17 protein-coding genes and 1 pseudogene are annotated in these 15,642 nt (G+C 58.6%); 12 read left to right on the top strand and 6 right to left on the bottom strand.

From position 1 onward, the window contains the following. Positions 1-217 precede the first annotated feature (217 nt). Together AC0V8S_RS14175 and AC0V8S_RS14170 are read left to right on the top strand one after the other, a co-directional pair. Entirely contained in the window at positions 218-448 is a 231-nt protein-coding gene (locus AC0V8S_RS14175) for a hypothetical protein (protein WP_475438057.1), read from the top strand. Positions 449-514: 66 nt separating this feature from the next. Next, positions 515-807, top strand: a pseudogene (locus tag AC0V8S_RS14170) (TetR/AcrR family transcriptional regulator); the annotation flags it as partial. Positions 808-835: 28 nt separating this feature from the next. Here AC0V8S_RS14170 and AC0V8S_RS14165 read toward each other — a convergent pair. Further along, positions 836-1,804 carry an enoyl-CoA hydratase/isomerase family protein gene (locus tag AC0V8S_RS14165; RefSeq protein WP_475438056.1) on the bottom strand — a complete coding sequence of 323 codons (969 nt, stop codon included), beginning with the start codon at positions 1,802-1,804 and terminating at the stop codon, positions 836-838. 150 nt (positions 1,805-1,954) lie between these two features. Between AC0V8S_RS14165 and AC0V8S_RS14160 the strand changes: the two genes are divergently transcribed. Beyond that, positions 1,955-2,104: a TetR family transcriptional regulator gene (locus AC0V8S_RS14160; RefSeq protein ID WP_475438055.1), complete on the top strand. Its 150-nt coding sequence runs from the start codon at positions 1,955-1,957 to the stop codon at positions 2,102-2,104. Positions 2,105-2,327: 223 nt separating this feature from the next. On the opposite strand, the gene AC0V8S_RS14155 is transcribed toward AC0V8S_RS14160, so the two are convergent. Both AC0V8S_RS14155 and AC0V8S_RS14150 read right to left on the bottom strand, forming a co-directional pair. Then, a complete protein-coding gene (locus tag AC0V8S_RS14155; RefSeq protein ID WP_475438054.1) occupies positions 2,328-3,329 on the bottom strand; it encodes an NADP-dependent oxidoreductase in 1,002 nt (333 codons plus the stop codon). 103 nt (positions 3,330-3,432) lie between these two features. Further along, positions 3,433-4,248, bottom strand: coding sequence for an oxidoreductase (locus tag AC0V8S_RS14150; RefSeq protein ID WP_183461937.1), 816 nt, complete (start codon positions 4,246-4,248; stop codon positions 3,433-3,435). A 104-nt stretch (positions 4,249-4,352) separates the two neighbouring features. Between AC0V8S_RS14150 and AC0V8S_RS14145 the strand changes: the two genes are divergently transcribed. Both AC0V8S_RS14145 and AC0V8S_RS14140 read left to right on the top strand, forming a co-directional pair. Next, entirely contained in the window at positions 4,353-4,919 is a 567-nt protein-coding gene (locus tag AC0V8S_RS14145) for a TetR/AcrR family transcriptional regulator (RefSeq protein ID WP_183461939.1), read from the top strand. 181 nt (positions 4,920-5,100) lie between these two features. Beyond that, positions 5,101-5,682: a cation efflux transmembrane domain-containing protein gene (locus AC0V8S_RS14140; RefSeq protein ID WP_475438621.1), complete on the top strand. Its 582-nt coding sequence runs from the start codon at positions 5,101-5,103 to the stop codon at positions 5,680-5,682. Positions 5,683-5,739: 57 nt separating this feature from the next. On the opposite strand, the gene AC0V8S_RS14135 is transcribed toward AC0V8S_RS14140, so the two are convergent. Continuing rightward, complete coding sequence (locus AC0V8S_RS14135; RefSeq protein ID WP_183461941.1) at positions 5,740-6,183, bottom strand: MerR family transcriptional regulator; 444 nt, start codon at positions 6,181-6,183, stop codon at positions 5,740-5,742. A 126-nt stretch (positions 6,184-6,309) separates the two neighbouring features. Here AC0V8S_RS14135 and AC0V8S_RS14130 point away from each other — a divergent pair, with 126 nt between their 5' ends. Next, a complete protein-coding gene (locus AC0V8S_RS14130; RefSeq protein WP_183461943.1) occupies positions 6,310-6,822 on the top strand; it encodes a hypothetical protein in 513 nt (170 codons plus the stop codon). Between the two features lie 110 nt (positions 6,823-6,932). Here the strand turns inward: AC0V8S_RS14130 and AC0V8S_RS14125 are convergent, their stop codons facing one another. Together AC0V8S_RS14125 and AC0V8S_RS14120 are read right to left on the bottom strand one after the other, a co-directional pair. After that, complete coding sequence (locus tag AC0V8S_RS14125) at positions 6,933-7,871, bottom strand: sigma-70 family RNA polymerase sigma factor (RefSeq protein WP_183461945.1); 939 nt, start codon at positions 7,869-7,871, stop codon at positions 6,933-6,935. After that, positions 7,868-8,626: an SDR family NAD(P)-dependent oxidoreductase gene (locus tag AC0V8S_RS14120; RefSeq protein ID WP_475438053.1), complete on the bottom strand. Its 759-nt coding sequence runs from the start codon at positions 8,624-8,626 to the stop codon at positions 7,868-7,870. The genes AC0V8S_RS14125 and AC0V8S_RS14120 overlap by 4 nt, the downstream gene beginning before the upstream one ends. Positions 8,627-9,255: 629 nt before the next feature. Here AC0V8S_RS14120 and AC0V8S_RS14115 point away from each other — a divergent pair. The 6 genes from AC0V8S_RS14115 (at position 9,256) to AC0V8S_RS14090 (ending at position 15,540) form a co-directional block, all read left to right on the top strand. Beyond that, a complete protein-coding gene (locus AC0V8S_RS14115) occupies positions 9,256-10,899 on the top strand; it encodes a hypothetical protein (RefSeq protein WP_475438052.1) in 1,644 nt (547 codons plus the stop codon). 58 nt (positions 10,900-10,957) lie between these two features. Further along, positions 10,958-12,451: a hypothetical protein gene (locus AC0V8S_RS14110; protein ID WP_475438051.1), complete on the top strand. Its 1,494-nt coding sequence runs from the start codon at positions 10,958-10,960 to the stop codon at positions 12,449-12,451. Between the two features lie 58 nt (positions 12,452-12,509). Then, positions 12,510-12,989 (top strand): hypothetical protein, encoded by a 480-nt coding sequence (locus tag AC0V8S_RS14105; protein ID WP_475438050.1) that lies wholly within the window; start codon positions 12,510-12,512, stop codon positions 12,987-12,989. Between the two features lie 646 nt (positions 12,990-13,635). Next, complete coding sequence (locus AC0V8S_RS14100; protein WP_475438049.1) at positions 13,636-14,361, top strand: hypothetical protein; 726 nt, start codon at positions 13,636-13,638, stop codon at positions 14,359-14,361. After that, a complete protein-coding gene (locus tag AC0V8S_RS14095; RefSeq protein ID WP_475438048.1) occupies positions 14,324-14,713 on the top strand; it encodes a hypothetical protein in 390 nt (129 codons plus the stop codon). Before AC0V8S_RS14100 ends, AC0V8S_RS14095 begins: the two co-directional genes overlap by 38 nt. Continuing rightward, the gene (locus AC0V8S_RS14090; RefSeq protein WP_475438047.1) at positions 14,707-15,540 is read left to right on the top strand and encodes a hypothetical protein; all 834 of its coding nucleotides are present in this window, start codon (positions 14,707-14,709) and stop codon (positions 15,538-15,540) included. Before AC0V8S_RS14095 ends, AC0V8S_RS14090 begins: the two co-directional genes overlap by 7 nt. Positions 15,541-15,642 lie beyond the last annotated feature (102 nt).

The following is a 15,642-nucleotide window of genomic DNA, read 5'->3' as shown; positions in this document are numbered from 1 at the left end:
ACTAGCCGCAAAGCGCATAGATCAACGGGAATCTTAGCCGTCACCCCAAGATCTCGATCTTGTCACTATGCGCCGAGAGACCGCCGGCGCTAGGACGGCCCCATACACAGATTGCCGCTCGAAAACCCGGGCGCCGCACTGGCGCTCCCATCGGTATCGCGGAGCCGCGAATCTGTGCTAAGCCGCCGCCCGATCAACCAACCGAAGGACGACAGCTGTGAGCGAACTGACCGTGGCCGAGGCGACCGAAAATATCTATGCCTCGCTCCGCGCGGACAATGCCGAGATCGACGTGCATATAGCGGCGCTTAAGGCGGCGCTGGCACGCGAGGGGCTGAAACAGGCGGTGTTCGATCCGACCAAGTTGGCGCAGAGCAACCGCTCGGGCCGCAAGTTGATGCAGGCCTATTTTCGCCAGCGCGGCGTGAGCGTGAGCTTTTCGGAGTAGGTGTCGATGCCGCTGGCTGGTGCTGCCAGGCAGAGCCAAGAACGGGCATCGAGCGAGATCGTCTCGCATCCGAGGACAGCCTGCCCGACAGCGGGTCTTGCCGGGGACGTTCGACATCAGACCCTGACCGCACGGGCCGCAATGACTGAAGGCATCCGATCGCAGATCGACCGCATCAGCGCGGCGGTCCTTGAGCTGGATGCGACGGACAGTCGCCGGGCAGCGATCGGCTGGTGGGCGGCGATGGTTGGGGCAGTCATCCTCGCCCGGGCGATCGACGATCCCGCGCTCTAGATGAAGTGCTGGAGCAAACGCGTGCGTGGATCAACGCAGGGCTTGATCAACGATCAGCCAGTTAGCCATGATTGGCCCGATCTATTCGTTTGATTAGTCGCCCAGCCGCCCCTTGCTCAAGGCCCGCGCATATGTCTCCCTGTTCATGAGAGGCAGCTCGCCGGTCGCTTTGGTCGCGGCAATGTAGTTGAGCATCAGCTGCTGGGCTTCCTTGGACTGATCCCTCACAAGAAACTCAGCATGCTCGAGCTGCAAGCCCTCTTCGAGCGGGAGCGAGCTACCAAAGTATATGGATCGCTTAATGGCCCCGCGAGATTTCTTGGGTCGGCGACTCAGATATTCTGCACGTTCTATTGCGCGTTCAAGCACCTTGTCCTGAGGAACGACCTCGTCGACTGCGCCGAGCGCGAGGGCTTCTGCTGGCGTGAACGGCTTGCCTTCGAGAATGGCGGCTAACGATCGCTGGGCGCCAATTAGGCGAGGTAGTCGCTGGGATCCGCCACCGCCAGGTGTAAGCGCGAGGAGGACTTCGGAAAGGCCGATGACAAAGTCTCCGTCCGCCATGATGCGAAAATCACACGCCCAGGCGAACTCCGCGCCAACGGCAAGCGCTGAGCCGTTCAGCGCCGCAATGAAGATCGTCCCGCTAGCGTTCATCTTCAGGAAGGTCGCGTGGAAGCTGTCGAGCTGCAAAAGTGTCTTGAGTCGCGTCATTCCCGCGAGCGTTCTGACAATCGGCACTTTATTGATGAGTCTAGCCATGCGTGTGACGATTCCAGCGAGGCGTGTATTGATAGGCGGGAACCCGACACCACCCTGTTGGAGCCACGTAACATCGGAGTGGCTCGAGAACCGATCGGGGTGCGTGCCGGTGAAGACGACTGCATGAATGTTCGGGTCGCGGTCTGCGCGATCAACTAGCTCTTTAAGTTGCTTGGTAAGCGCAGCATCAAACAGTGCATGCGGGCCTCCATTGATGCGCGCGACAAGGACTGTGCCACGTTCTTCGACATCGATGTGACCATGGGTCCCTGTCTCGGTCTTACTGGATTTCGAGGCCATCGCTGTCTCCAAAACGCTGGAGCTTTCGCCAGCGACCCGTTGTTGCATGACAATGGCTTATATACATTATGATCATAATGCAATGGTGGAAATTGCGAGAGTAGACATGCGCTACGAAAAGGGCTGGAAGGCCGCATCCAACGCCGGATCGTGGAGATTGCAGCACAGAAGTTCCGCGCCACCGGTATCGCGGCCACGGGACTAGCCGGCATCATGAGCGACGCCGACCTGACCAACGGGGCTTTCTATCCACACTTCAAGTCAAAACGGCGCTGGTCGGCGAGAGCGTCGCCACGGTAATGGAAATCCAATCCATCCAGTTGGACGAGGCGCTGTAGGCCGGCGGGATTGAAGCGGTCATTACCGGGTATCTTTCACCCGGGCATCGCGACCATCCCGGCTGGCAATTTCGGCGATGATCTCGTCGACTGTATAAGCAGCATTGATAGTGGCCGCCATGCTGTTGAACATGATTGCGGAAACGATCTGCGCCGAGCGAGGCCGTCTGGAAACGAGGGAATTGTTATCTCATCGTAATGACAACCTTGCCCTTGGCGCGTCCTGTTTCGACGTAGGCCAGCGCCTCATTGGACGCCTCAAACGGAAACACCCGATCGACCACCGGGCGGATCGTTCCGGATTCGATGAGCGCGGTGATCTTGCCCAGCTGGTCACCTTGCGCCCCCATGAAAAGGAACGAAAAGCTCACGCCATGGCGCCTGGCCTTGGCCCGGATGCCGCGACTTAGAAGGCGCAGCACCAGCCTCAGCACCAGATTCAGTCCCTTTTCCCGGGCGAATTCGGGATCCGGCGGACCGGAGATGGAGATGAGCTTGCCGCCCGGTTTCAGCACAGTGAGCGATTTCTCAAGCGTTTCGGCGTCCTGACTGTTCAAGACGACGTCGTAGCCCGACAGGATTTTTTCGAAATCGTCTTTCCGGTAGTCGACGACGACATCGGCGCCGAGCCCCTTGACCAGACCCGCACTCGCCGCGCTCGCCGTCGTTGCCACGATCGCGCCGAGGTGCTTTGCCAGTTGGATGGCGAATGTGCCGACGCCGCCGGAGCCGGCCTGGATGAAGATCTTCTGTCCTTTCCTCAAATTTGCTTTTTCGACGAGCACCTGCCAGGCGGTCAGGCCGACCAGCGGGATCGAGGCCGCCTCTTCCATGCTGAGATTCGCTGGCTTCAACGCCACGTCGGCTTCATCCATGGCAATGAATTCGGCGAACGCCCCGATCCGGCCATCGCGCGGCCGCGCATAGACATCGTCGCCGGGTTTGAACTTGCGGACTTTCGAGCCCACGCGGATGACCTTCCCTGCCACGTCGTGGCCCAGGATGAACGGCCGGCGATAGGGCAGAATGAGCTTGAACTCTCCGGTTTTGACCTTGGAATCGAGCAGGTTCACCCCAGCGGCATGGATCTCGACCAGGACATCGCTGTCCCCGACTTCCGGTTCCGGCATCTCGGCCAGCCGCAGAACGCCCTTTTTGCTGTATTTATCGACGACGAATGCCTTCATGGCAGTGACTTTCTGAAAGTGATTTGGCGTGTCGCCCATGCGTGAAATCGTCTGCCTTCAGACCGGCAGACGGAACTGCTTGCGCAAGCCCATCCAGCCTGCTTCAGGCCGGTAGCTCGTTGATCTTCCGCAGGCTCTTGTCGACCACGGATTCGGGAAGGAAACGGCGCAGGAACCGAACCTGGCCCGCCTGTTTTCCAGCGGTGTAGCGCCTGCGCGGCATTGCATCCGTCGCGGCTTTCACCACCGCTCTTGCGACAATGTCGGGGGCATCGCCGCGTTCTATCCACTTTCGCATCAACGCTTCCATGCGAGGGCGCACCGTATCATAGACCGGAAGCAACCGATCAGGTCTCGTAACATTTTCTTCGAACGACGTTCGGGTAACGCCGGGCTCGACTAGCACCACCCGAATTCCGAACGTGCGTAGCTCGTGGTCGAGCGACTCGGAATAGCCTTCGATGGCATGCTTCGTCGATGCGTACAGCGCGTTAAAGGGAGATGGGATCAGACCCAGAATTGAACTCATGTTGATGATCCTGCCCTTTCCTTGACGTCGCATGGTCGGCAACACCGCGTTCGTCACCCGCAGGACGCCGAAGACGTTCACGTCGAACAGCGCATGAGCTTGAGCGCTTGAGGACTCCTCCGCACCTCCGAGCAAACCGATGCCGGCATTGTTGACGAGCAGGTCAATGCGTTTGGCCTTGGCCAGCACCTCGTCGACCAGTTTTGACACGGAGGCTTCGTCCGTCACATCGCAAGCCAGCATGGTCACCCCATCAGGGCCGTTGCTGGCCGCACGGCGACTGGTCCCGAAGACAGTAAAGCCTGCTCGCGCCAAAGCCTCGGCGCTGGCACGGCCGATGCCCGAGGAGGCTCCGGTCACAATGGCGGTCTTGCCGGAATTCATAGTCATGTCATGCTCCAAAGCCACGAGGGCTAGCTTTTTCTCATTGATTGAATTAAGATCATAATATCAAATTACGACCATAATGCAATGGCAGAAAGGCAAGAGCAGCCATGCGCTACGAAAAGGGCCGCAAGGACGCGTCACGCGGCAGGATCATCGAAGTCGCCGCCGACCGTTTCCGGGGTGATGGCATCGCCGCGTCCGGACTGGCGACCATCATGAGCGACGCCGGACTGACCAACGGCGCCTTCTACCCGCATTTCCAATCCAAGGCGGAGCTCGTGCGTGAAAGCGTGGCGGCGGCCATGGAGCTTCAGGCCCAGCAATTGGCGCAGGCACTGGCCTCGGGTGGCCCGGAGGTGGCCATAGAGGCGTATCTGTCGGCCGAGCATCGAGACAATCCGGGGCAAGGCTGCGCGTCCGCCGCGCTGTTGCCGGAGCTGGCGCGTCAGCCACCGGAAACGCGCGCGGTCTATACCGACCGCTTGCTGGCTCTCGCGCACCAACTGGCCGCCGCAATTCCACAGGCCAAGGATCCGGAAGGCACGGCGCTGGCTGTCTTTGCGACGCTCATCGGTACGCTGCAACTGGCCCGCGCCGTCGAAGGGACGGAGTTATCGGATCGCATCCTCACAGCGGGCAAAGATGCGGCGCGGACGCTGATGCAATCGCGCTAGGACGACGCGCCAACCTTCAGGCGTCCGCACCTTGCTCTCAAAACTGCGCATCAGCCCTTGGGCAAAAACAGTACCGCCAAGATGATGGTCCGGCTGGAGATGACCGGGTGGCACCACGATCAGGGCGCCGCAGGTCGCGAAGCTGGTGGCCCAATACACCGGTCTCGGTTACTTTCAGAAGATGAACCTCCCACTTCGTCGCATCGTCCTCATCGTCGCGCTCCTCAACCTCGCCTATTTCGGGGTCGAGTTCGCTGTGGCGCTCACCATCGGATCAGTGTCTCTGTTCGCCGACAGTGTCGACTTTCTGGAAGACGCTTCGGTAAATCTCCTTGTCCTGCTGGCACTCGGCTGGTCGTTGCGCTCTCGCGCACGTGTGGGGATGGCACTGGCGCTCATCCTGCTCGTGCCGGGTCTGGCTACGCTTTTGACGGCGTGGGAGAAGTTCAACGTGCCAGTGCCGCCGCAGCCGATCGCCTTGACCTTGGCGGGACTTGGCGCTCTCGCCGTCAACCTCTCCTGCGCCTATATGCTCGCCGCCTACCGTCTTCATGGCGGCAGCCTCACAAAGGCGGCATTCCTGTCGGCCCGCAATGACGCCATCGCCAACATCGCCATCATAGCGGCCGGGTTGGTCACGGCTTTCGTCTGGCGCTCCGCGTGGCCAGATTTGGTGGTGGGTTTAGGAATCGCGGTTATGAACGCCGACGCGGCACGCGAAGTTTGGGGGGCTGCCCGTGAGGAACACCGAGCGGTCGCCTGAGCCAGAGCTGTGGGCTACCGGATAGTAGCTCCTGCTAATTGAGGCGTTTCCTCGCAGTTATCCGCAGCAGCTGCCCTTGGCCGATGCAGCCATGTCCTTGAAAATCACGCAGTCCTGGCCGGGACCGCCGGCACAGGCGATGTTGCAGCGGGTCACAAAGCTTTCCAGCCGACGTTCGAGCAAGCGCAGTTCGGCGAGTTTCTGGCGGACCTCGTCAAGATGCACCTGGGCAATGTCGCGCGTCTCGACGCAATCGCGGCTGGTGCTGATGGATAGCTCCATCAGCACGCGCACCTGACCAATGCCGAAGCCAAAGTCCCGGCACTGCTTGATAAACGTCAACCGACCCAAATCGTCGTCGTCATAAATGCGTTGCCCTCCGGTCGTGCGAGGCGCGGGAGGCAGCAAACCGATCTCCTCGTAGTAGCGGATGGTCGGCGTCGTGACGCCGGCAGCCTTGGCGAGCGCTCCGATGGTGAGCACGCGGGCGTGAAGGTTCATCGCAATATACTCCTTGAACCTCAAGTTACTTGAAGGAGTACGCTATATTCGCACTGATCCAAAAGGAAGATTTCGTTGATGGGCTCTTTCGGAAATCGCGTCGCCCTCGTCCGTTGGACGTCGGCAATGCTGGCGATCTCGGCGCTCCTCTTCGCTGCCGCCGTCTTGATGGAAGGGAGCGGGCATCGGGAGCCCGCAAGCATAGCTGCGCAAAACGAAGCGGCCGGGGCTCAAGAACAGGGCGGCCATGATGAAGCGGCCGAGAGCTCTACTGCGAAACAAGGTGGCGAGAGCGCCGAAGTCGGCGAAACGGGCAGTCACCCCGAGCAAACGATCCTTGGCATCAACCTCGAAACCCCTTGGCTGACATGGGGGTTCGTCGGCATTTCGATCGTGCTCGCGGCCGCCGTTCTGAGGCTTGGCAAAGCGACCCTCTTGCTGGCCATTCTGCTGGCGGGTGCCGCGGCAATTCTCGATGGCCGCGAGGTCTTCCTGCAACTCGCTCGGGCCAACGCAGGCGTGGCGAGCCTGGCAGCGCTGACCGCCCTCGCTCACGCTGCGGTGGTCATCCTGGCCGTATTGGCCTGGCAGGCCGCTTCCACCCAAGCTGGCCCGGCAACAGGGAGAAATACGCGATGAGCAGCAGCAAGCCGATCGTTGCCCCTAGAACTCAGGCGGTCGGCGCTCTCCGCATCAGCCCTTTCGGCAAACAACTTGGTCCGGCACGCGATGCGCGCCAGATCCGCCATTCATCGGTATCCAGTGCCGCGACCGAAAGATCCGGCGTCCTTTGCCAGCACCAATTCCGCATCGTCGGTGACATAGCGGACATAGCGATAGTCGCGGATGAAACTGATCCGCCCTTCCCGCCACTCCAGCCACATAAAATAGTCGGGCGTTGGGTTGGCCGGGTCCTCGAACACCGCGATCACCTCCCGGTCCTCAAGCCAGGCCGGCGTGAGCCATAGGCGATCGCTTCTTGCGTAAATTGTGAAGAACATGCCGACATCCGCCGCCCCTGAGCGCGGCGGGTGCAGGGACTGATGGAGTTTCACGTCGTCGGCAAGCAGCGCGCGCAAGCCGTCCCAGTCGCGCTGGTTGAACAGGGTGACATAGCGGACCACAGCGGCGGACGCGATGCGTGCATCGGGGAGCGCGGCAGCATCGGCATTGATCTCCCGAAGCCGGGCGCGACCGCGCGCCAGATGCCCCTTCACGGCATCGACCGTGATATCCAGCAGACCAGCGATCTCGGCCAGCGGCTCGTCGAGCACATCCTTCAGGATGATGACGCTGCGCTGGAGGATCGGAAGGTCCGCAAAGCGCGACACCGCGGTCTCTACGGCTTCCCTGCGCATCAGCGTCTCCATCGGGTCGGCCTTGGCGTCGTCGACAATTTCAAGGGCCGCCTCGATCGGCTCCGCGACGCGGATTGCGCGGCTGCGTAAGAGGTCCAGCGCACGGTTGTGGGCGATCCGGAACAGCCATGGTCGCAACTGCGGCACCTCGCACAGCTCGTCCAGGGCAACGAAGGCGCGGGCAAAAGTGTCCTGCACGACGTCTTCGCCGTCGATGACCGATCCCATCAGACGCGAGCAATAGCGGTGCAGCTCCGGCCGCAGTGCCGCGGCAAGGGCAAGCAGCCCCTCCCGTCGGTCGCGGTCCACTTCAGGCTTTCCGTCGCTCAAGCCGCCGTGTCCTCCATGATCGTTACGCCCGCGTCCCCATTGAGGCCGAAGACGACGCCTTCCGCATATTGCGGGTCCTCCAGCACGGAAATGACCCTGTCGCCGAATGCCCGGGGCGGCATCGGCGCGCCGAAGCGGGTCACGAATTGTTCCGGCGTGATGCCCAGCGAGCCGGCATAGGCCTCGGCCGCAACATCCCCGATTCCCGTGCCGAGGATAATCTGCCTTGGTACGATCGCCTGGAAGCGGATGCCGAGCTTCTTCTCCTGCGCCACGCCATTGGCATATTTGGCCATGAACCAGAGCATGCGCTTGGAGCCGCCATAACCGCCCGACATCTGCGACCCGCCAACGGCAGCCCCGCTCGATCCCACCAACACGCGGCTGCCTGGCTTGAGCGGCAGGTTCAGCGCCGCCTGCAGCCAGTAGAGGCCGGCCTTCACGTCAGTTTCCCAGGCAATGGAGAAATCCTCCCATTTCAGCTGATCCAATCGCCCCATGCGCTGCGTGGCACCAGCGTTCAGCACCACTATATCAGGGCGAACCTCGCCAAGGATGCGATAGGCCGCGTCCTCGTCCGTGACGTCGGCGGAGATCGTGGCGACCCCGAGCCGCGCACCGACCGCCTCCAGCGCCTCGGCGCCACGGGCGACCACGGTCACCTCAGCGCCATGTTCGACCAGTGCCTCGACCAATCCGAGGCCAAGGCCCCGGCTGCCGCCGGTAACCACGATTTTCTTGTCCTTAAGGCTCATCGACCCTGCTCCATTGCTCCACTGTAGCTAAGACGTTTGGGGGGAGGGAAAGAGTCAGGGGGCCGCGATATCCGGAGGTGGTGGCAGTCCGCGACTTGCTGGCAGCGCTGGTGATGAGGCGGGAGAGTTCGCGGCAAATATACGCGCGGCCTCGAGGAGCGTCGTCGCCTCAATCGCCTCCAATCCGGCGCGTGCCCGAAAGCGGACATTCGGGAGATGTCGAGAACTATTTGGCTTCCGCAATCCGGCTCTCCGGCGCCACCGTCAGTACGCCAGAAAGGCACTGGCAGTAACGCGAGCGCTCATCCCTCGGGGAGGGGCCGCGCCGCTTCCATCAAATTATGGCGACTTTGTCCGCAGTCGCACTGTGTCACCCTTCAAATACGTGGCTCGCGAGGCTGAAAAGCGCACCTTCCAACGCGGGCAACTATGCAACCCCAGGTTATTCTGGTTGAAGCAATTTGCTCCGCTCTCCTGCGTGAAACGAGCTGCAACTGCATTCGCATCTTGCCTCGCAACTGTGTTCAACGCAAACAGCTTCATCCGGTGTTTGCAATCGAGTTCATATAGTTGTTAAAGTGCAATCATTTCGATGCTAGCATAAGATGTGGAGAAGGGCGGAGGACGAGATGGTCGCTTTTCAGGTCGAATACCACGCTTTCACGCCAAGACCGAGTTACATACACACCTGTGTTAAAGCAATTTTTCGACTTTGCGTCGTTGCGTATGAGAATACGACTGGGCGTACGAAAGGCAGGACGCTTTCGTTCTGGCCGATTCTTATAGCAACTATTGCGAGTACTCTACTGGGTAAAGTGGAAACTGGATTCGCACAGCCAGACACCATGGAATTTAGACTCTCAACATCGAACCCTACCGACACCCAGGCTCTATCAATAATATCGGAGTCGGTGGTCCAAATTGCCATTCTTTATGCGAAAGGTGAATGCGGCGACCTCCGCATCACTTTATCACTTTCGCATGTTTTTGTTGCGTCCGCTGACAGTTACGGCCAAAGTGCGTTCGCGCAGTATCCAGCCAGCGATCCGCGCCAATTGAAGCCAAGCATCAACGCAGTGCTCCCCCCTGGGCCATATACATTGAATATGCAGGCAAAGGATGACCAGTCGACTAATTGTGACGTCAGCGTGATCGCCGAAGTTGGGCCTATTTCAGGATTGAGCGAAGAGTCCGGGGGGATGTATTCCGAACCCGCCGCGGTGGTCGCACGAAGACACTATGCTGTAACGCGGCGAATATTGGAATCTGGAATAGCTAAATATATCGACCTGTCAGACATCGAGATAATCCACTCACCGGAATGGTATTCGTACTATGAGCGAGAAGTATCAGATGAATACTGTAACAGTTATACCAACGAATTGCGAAAAAAGCAAACTGGAACAGACATATCGCAGCCAGAAGCAACAAAAAACGCCATATATTATAACTATATTCGCCTCATAGAAGTCACCGTCGAAAAATACATCTACGACCATGTTGATCCACACAACGACGTCGGTTTGGCAGGCGGCGATCTGATTTGCAGTAACGTTCCTTTCGAGGTGCCACAAAAACTGACGATTGACGGACTCGGTCGCCTGTTAGAGTCTGACAGTGCCGTTGAGTTCATAGTGGATCTCTCGATTCGGAGCGAAGATCTCCACGGCGAGCGCGACTTCAATCGCGGCTATGGATTAGCTTTGGTGCAGATCGTCGCGGACGCACTTCGGATCCCGTCCCATAGAATGGCGCTTCACGTCAAAGCCGACGACTGCAAGTATGATATTGTTGTAGACTCGTCCTCGACACCTCATTTTGTCGATAAGTATGGTGGATGCTATCGGTGGGCCGGCGAGTCGCCGCCTCCAAACGATTTGAGCGGAATATTGTTTCCGCGTATCACCATCATAGGCGACAGGTCAGGGGTACCGCTTGATCAGGCGTTTCTTTCGGTCTTACCGAAAGACGCACACTTGGAATGGTTCGAACGGTCGGCAACGGCATTCCGCGCCCGTGTGACTGGTACTATTGGCTGGTCCGTTCCAGATGCCGACGGAGCAGAGCAAGCTTATGTCGCCGCAGCGCTTATCGGATCTGTTCAGAGCTCAGAATTGATAGTTCGGGCAGACGCATCGACCTGCGTGACTGGGACAGACTCGCAAACATTCAATCCCAAATGCATATCCGAAGGCCGTGATCCCAAGAAAACCGTGCGCAATGATCTCGCTGCGCGAATTAGCTCAAAATTAGCGACAGAGCTAACTAAATAGCGCGAATGGGAATATATGTCGGGTAGATATACTTTTGTTCGAGGAACGGATAATTATTATGACACGATTGACAATAAATTCGTGGCTCCTCGCAGCAGTTCTGTATCTATTTCTGTGTACCGATCTCCCACCTGCGGCAGCCGCGTCCAACTTAACGACACCACAACAGCTAACAACGCTCAATAAATATGAGAACACCAAAAAATATAACCTTAAACTTCCTCAAGATTCGACCATTAAAATAATTTCTCTCAATTCTGCGGAAAGGTGCGATGCGGCTAGGCTGGTAATTACACGCGATGAACAGACCATCGCATCTTTAAGCATCTGGCCTAGTCACGGATCTACAATATTCGGCGAAGCATACGGCCGTGAAGAACGGAGTCCGCTCCTAGAGATTGCCATTCCGGGAGGTGATTATATTATTGCGATCAGCAGTGATGTTACTGACCAGGTACAGTGCAATGTGTTGATTCAGACAAATGTCGACCAGATCAAGGAAACTAGCGGTCCGCATTATGGAGACGAAGATGTTCAGAAGCCGTCACAGCTTCTTAGGTTGACGAGACGCCTAATCGAAACCAACATGCTGGAGCACATTGAACTTGGAAGTCTACGGGTCACTGAAAGTCCTTCATGGACGGGCGGTACGCTGCGAGAGTTTTTGGTTGAATATTGTTCAGCAAATCATACGGAAGAGTTTGGCTCTGACGCGAGGACGAGCGCTAAAAAAAGCACTTTTTTTGAGCTTTCGGTCGATGCTTACATCCACAAGAACTTTCCGGTCGACCGGGTTAATTACACTAGAGTTAGCACGCGGGACATCGTCTGCAGGGCAGACGGGATTAACGTCGATCGGCTAGATATAAAGAAGATAGGCGATATTCTGGTGTCCAGAATGGCGGTGCGTTATCTTGTCAATGTCAGTATATCCGACGCGGAAACGAAAGAAGAATCTCTGCCCGCCTACTCGCGAGAGATCGCGGTGGCAACGGTCATAGCAGATGCTCTCGGCGTCGGAGTGCCGCAGATTGCGTTGAAATACCGACAAGGCAACTGCTCAGGTACGATTGTGTTTGCGTCGTTGACCAAGGTAGCTTTTTCGAATGGTAGTTGCTTAATGAGCGGATCCGAGACGATCTACATCAAAACCTTCGCAGGCGGAATGCGAAAGACTGCTCGCCAGGTTGCACCCAGTCGGGTGACACTCTCGCTCTATGACGCGCTGTCATCAGTGCTGCCCAAGGGCGCTCGCGTCGAATGGTTGCAGAATGAGACGGCCGCGGTTAGGGTAAAGGTGTCGGGCGTCAAGGGATGGGTCTCACCGGACTCGGGATACTGGGAACGAGCTTTTATCACTGCAGCTGTTCTCGGTGAGAACAGCTCGGCTGAGCTCCTAATTGTGGTTGATGGAAGTGTTTGCTCTGGTGCAGGTAGTATCGTCCCGTCGGAGGGAAATTGCCTCAAATCCATGGACGTAGTCCAAGGATACAATCTTAACGACTTTGTCTCGACGTTGGCTGTTCAGGTGGCTGCTGCTCTTACACGCTGATGCCAACGTTAGAGCTTATATGTTGCGTCGGGGCGGTGATTGATGGGAGAGATGGTGAATGTCTAGGGGAGCAATAAGAAGCGCGCTCGTCGCCATTATTTTTTTTGGCTATGTAGCAATTGTTTTTGTGCTTATAGGATGTTGGTTCTTAGGCGGGTTTGATTTTGATGAATTTACGACCAGCGTCGCGGTTATTTTACCTATAGTTGGTGCGCACGTCGGAACGGTGGTTTCTTTCAGTCAAAACAACATCGGAAAGGACAAAGATGACGCTGATACTGTAAGATCTCTTTCCGCCTCAATCGCACTCAGCATTCCGATTGCCTTTCTTACGTTGATGCTTTTTGCAATAATCGCCAAGGCCTTTCATGAAACCAGTATAACGTTCGAGCAGTTCAAGATACTGCTGGCTGTTGTTAATAGCATGTTCGGAGCATATGTAGCAACTTTGGTTACGATCTACTTGAAGGGGACGGACGGCCGAAAAGCAGAAGAAGCAAGCGGGCCGGTCGTGGAAACAAAGAAAACGCCAATCTAGCTACCATGACTCCGTATATTGCAGCACTAAATTCGGGTCGTGAGAGTCCGATTGCGTGATAGGGCAACGAGCGATTCGGCTGTGGTGCAGCTGTTCTCCAGTCCCATCTATGTCTTGCTTGGCCCGCCGGAAGAGGTTCGAACCGCGACGGTGTCGTGCGAACGCACGTCTGCTTTTTGGCCTTCCTCCCCAAAAGGTGCCAGTCCGCCTCCGGCCCCAAACGCGACATTTGGTTCTCGGTCCCTAAGGGTCCGCCGGTGGCGCATCTCTGAAATTGAGCTTGAGACAGTCAGCCGACGGGAGTTTGACTCAATCGCTCAAACCGCCCGCCCCCCAAACTGCGCATCAGCCCATTCGGCAGGAACAGCATCGCCAGGATGATCGTCAGGCCCGAAATCACCGGGTGGTAGTCCGGACCACGATGCGCGAGAGGTCGAACACCGCGTACATGACGAAGGCGCCGAGGATCGACCCGAGCAGCGTGCCGGTGCCGCCGACCACGGACAGGCGCCAAGGTTTGTCGCCAAAGCCTTCAAATCCTGCTCATTTGTGTGAGCGTCGGGCGCGGAAGCCCCGCGCCGGCGCATCCGCTCGGCTGGAGCGTGCCGCGGCCACGTGCTACAATGTGATGGGTTGGGGATCCGCCATGGCACGCGTACGTCGCAAGCCGGAGGCTGCTCAAGCGAGACCGCGGGGCCTGGCTGGTAATCTGATTGCCTTTTTCGAGAAGTATCCGATTGCGACCGCGATCGCCACGATCTCCGCCATCATCGTCGGCATTGTCGGCCTCCTGGATCTCCACGATCGCTTCGCTCCGGCTCCGCGGATCGAAGATGGACTGCATGTGAAGCTGGATGAGGAGGAGCTTGCGCCGCTGTCGGGGGGCACCATGATCAAGGTCGCCGGAGCCAGAGTCTTTTCGGAGGGCGTGAAGCTTCGCGCCCAGCTCTCGCTCAAGACTCCTGCCCCCCGGATTGCCATCAACGCCATCGCCATCGCGCCGATCGACGCTGTGCCGCCCGAGGTTGTTGCGGCCGTGAAAGCAAACGCCGCCCCGCCCAATCGCAAGCCGGAAACCTGGGCAGGGGCGCGGCCGGTAAATACCTATCTCGGCGTCATAAAAGGCGGCGGGACCACGGTCGTCTACAATGACGCGAATGGGCAGTTCTTACCCTGTCGGCCGGAGAACCTCCTCGATTGCAAAGACCGGGCGCAAGTCATCGAGCTCAACCCGACCGATGACACCTATACCCTGGACCTGCGGCTGCGCTATCTCGACGCCACGGTCAAGGGTCTCCAGATCATCGCCAGATACACTATCGATGGGGTTGATCATGAATCGCGTTCTGAGCCTCTGTATCTGCACAACTAGCCTGCTGGCGGGCGCGACATTGCCGGCCGTTGCCGGCATTGCCGATTGTCCGGTGGTTCGAAGCGAACAGCCGCTGCAGAACCTTGAGCATCTGTTCGACCTCAGGGCAGCATCGCCCTACGGCAGCCCCAACGAGGCGCCGTACCTCAACAACGAGGCGATGGAGGAGGACGGACCGGCCGACCAGAACCTCTTGAACATCTGGACGCAGCAGAACCCGGACACGCCTCTGCCCGTGGTGCGTTTTGGGCCGCGGGGAGCGCGACCGAAGTCGAGCTGCCGAGCGGCGACCTCGTGCTGCCAATCGATCGCTGGCCATGCATTCTTGCGCCGGGCGACGAAGCGATGCTGAGCGACGGCTTTACCGACCACTCAACCATGATCTTCCGGATCGAGGCCGACAAGAGGCTGGTGACCTTCATCGATCCGCGGGCCGAGGAGAACTTTCTTCTCTCCGCGAATAGCCTGCTGCAGGACTTTGGCGGCCGCTGGTTCACGGAAGGCGGCCGCAAGCTGTTCTCGGTCCCCTTCGACACCATGGACTCGGTTCTGAAGGAAGCGGTTCTCTTCCAGTCGATGGACGGAAAGACGATGATCGAAACCGCCGCAGCTCTGGCGCCGGGCGTCGCCAGGCCGGATCTCTACTATTGGCGCGACGCCGATTTCTTCGCCACGATGGACGCCTCGCAGGCGACAGGGGATATCGGATACCTCCTCGATCCACAAGCAAGCCCGCTGGTCGCCGCCCTGGGCAACTACGTCATGGCCCTTTCCGGGCTCACCAACCACCAGAACCAGGGGCTGATGGAGGGCTTCGATGAGGCGATCCAGGCCTTTCCGCACATCCTCTCGCGCAACCTCAACTTCCGTATCCTCTACGAACTGTACAGGGCAGGCGAGTACTCCCGCGCCGCCAGTTTCGCGGATTACTATCTCAAGGTGCGCGGCTTCAATGCGGACTTTGCGGTGATCGGCGCCGCCGCCTGCCATGAGATGGGCGATAGCGCCTGCGCGGAAGACCTGCGGGCCCAGGCCCGGGCCGAACTCGATCCGCGCCTGGGACGGATGTTTCGGGGCGAGACTTTTGCCGAAGACCGCGCCATGCTCGACCGGCGCGACTACGAGAACGCCAGCATCTACCTGATGCGCCGTCGCTATGAAATGCTCGAGAGCTGGTGACTTTGGGATGCTGCCCGTTCCCCCTGCGTGACATATCTTGTCGTCATTCTGGACAATTCCATCGCCTAGCGGTGCGAGCGGTTCCCGGTCCATGTGCTTGGG

The organism is Mesorhizobium oxytropidicola (assembly GCF_056174625.1).
This window is presented reverse-complemented; position numbering and strand designations above follow the sequence as displayed.

Excerpts from the sequence above, each read along its gene's own strand:
- AC0V8S_RS14105 (WP_475438050.1), top strand. The coding sequence starts at position 12,510 with ATGTCTAGGGGAGCAATAAGAAGCGCGCTCGTCGCCATTATTTTTTTT.
- AC0V8S_RS14100 (WP_475438049.1), top strand. The coding sequence starts at position 13,636 with ATGGCACGCGTACGTCGCAAGCCGGAGGCTGCTCAAGCGAGACCGCGG.
- AC0V8S_RS14120 (WP_475438053.1), bottom strand. The coding sequence starts at position 8,626 with ATGAGCCTTAAGGACAAGAAAATCGTGGTTACCGGCGGCAGCCGGGGC.
- AC0V8S_RS14135 (WP_183461941.1), bottom strand. The coding sequence starts at position 6,183 with ATGAACCTTCACGCCCGCGTGCTCACCATCGGAGCGCTCGCCAAGGCT.
- AC0V8S_RS14095 (WP_475438048.1), top strand. The coding sequence starts at position 14,324 with ATGAATCGCGTTCTGAGCCTCTGTATCTGCACAACTAGCCTGCTGGCG.
- AC0V8S_RS14150 (WP_183461937.1), bottom strand. The coding sequence starts at position 4,248 with ATGACTATGAATTCCGGCAAGACCGCCATTGTGACCGGAGCCTCCTCG.
- AC0V8S_RS14140 (WP_475438621.1), top strand. The coding sequence starts at position 5,101 with ATGAACCTCCCACTTCGTCGCATCGTCCTCATCGTCGCGCTCCTCAAC.
- AC0V8S_RS14145 (WP_183461939.1), top strand. The coding sequence starts at position 4,353 with ATGCGCTACGAAAAGGGCCGCAAGGACGCGTCACGCGGCAGGATCATC.
- AC0V8S_RS14130 (WP_183461943.1), top strand. The coding sequence starts at position 6,310 with ATGCTGGCGATCTCGGCGCTCCTCTTCGCTGCCGCCGTCTTGATGGAA.
- AC0V8S_RS14090 (WP_475438047.1), top strand. The coding sequence starts at position 14,707 with ATGCTGAGCGACGGCTTTACCGACCACTCAACCATGATCTTCCGGATC.
- AC0V8S_RS14155 (WP_475438054.1), bottom strand. The coding sequence starts at position 3,329 with ATGAAGGCATTCGTCGTCGATAAATACAGCAAAAAGGGCGTTCTGCGG.
- AC0V8S_RS14110 (WP_475438051.1), top strand. The coding sequence starts at position 10,958 with ATGACACGATTGACAATAAATTCGTGGCTCCTCGCAGCAGTTCTGTAT.
- AC0V8S_RS14165 (WP_475438056.1), bottom strand. The coding sequence starts at position 1,804 with ATGGCCTCGAAATCCAGTAAGACCGAGACAGGGACCCATGGTCACATC.
- AC0V8S_RS14115 (WP_475438052.1), top strand. The coding sequence starts at position 9,256 with ATGGTCGCTTTTCAGGTCGAATACCACGCTTTCACGCCAAGACCGAGT.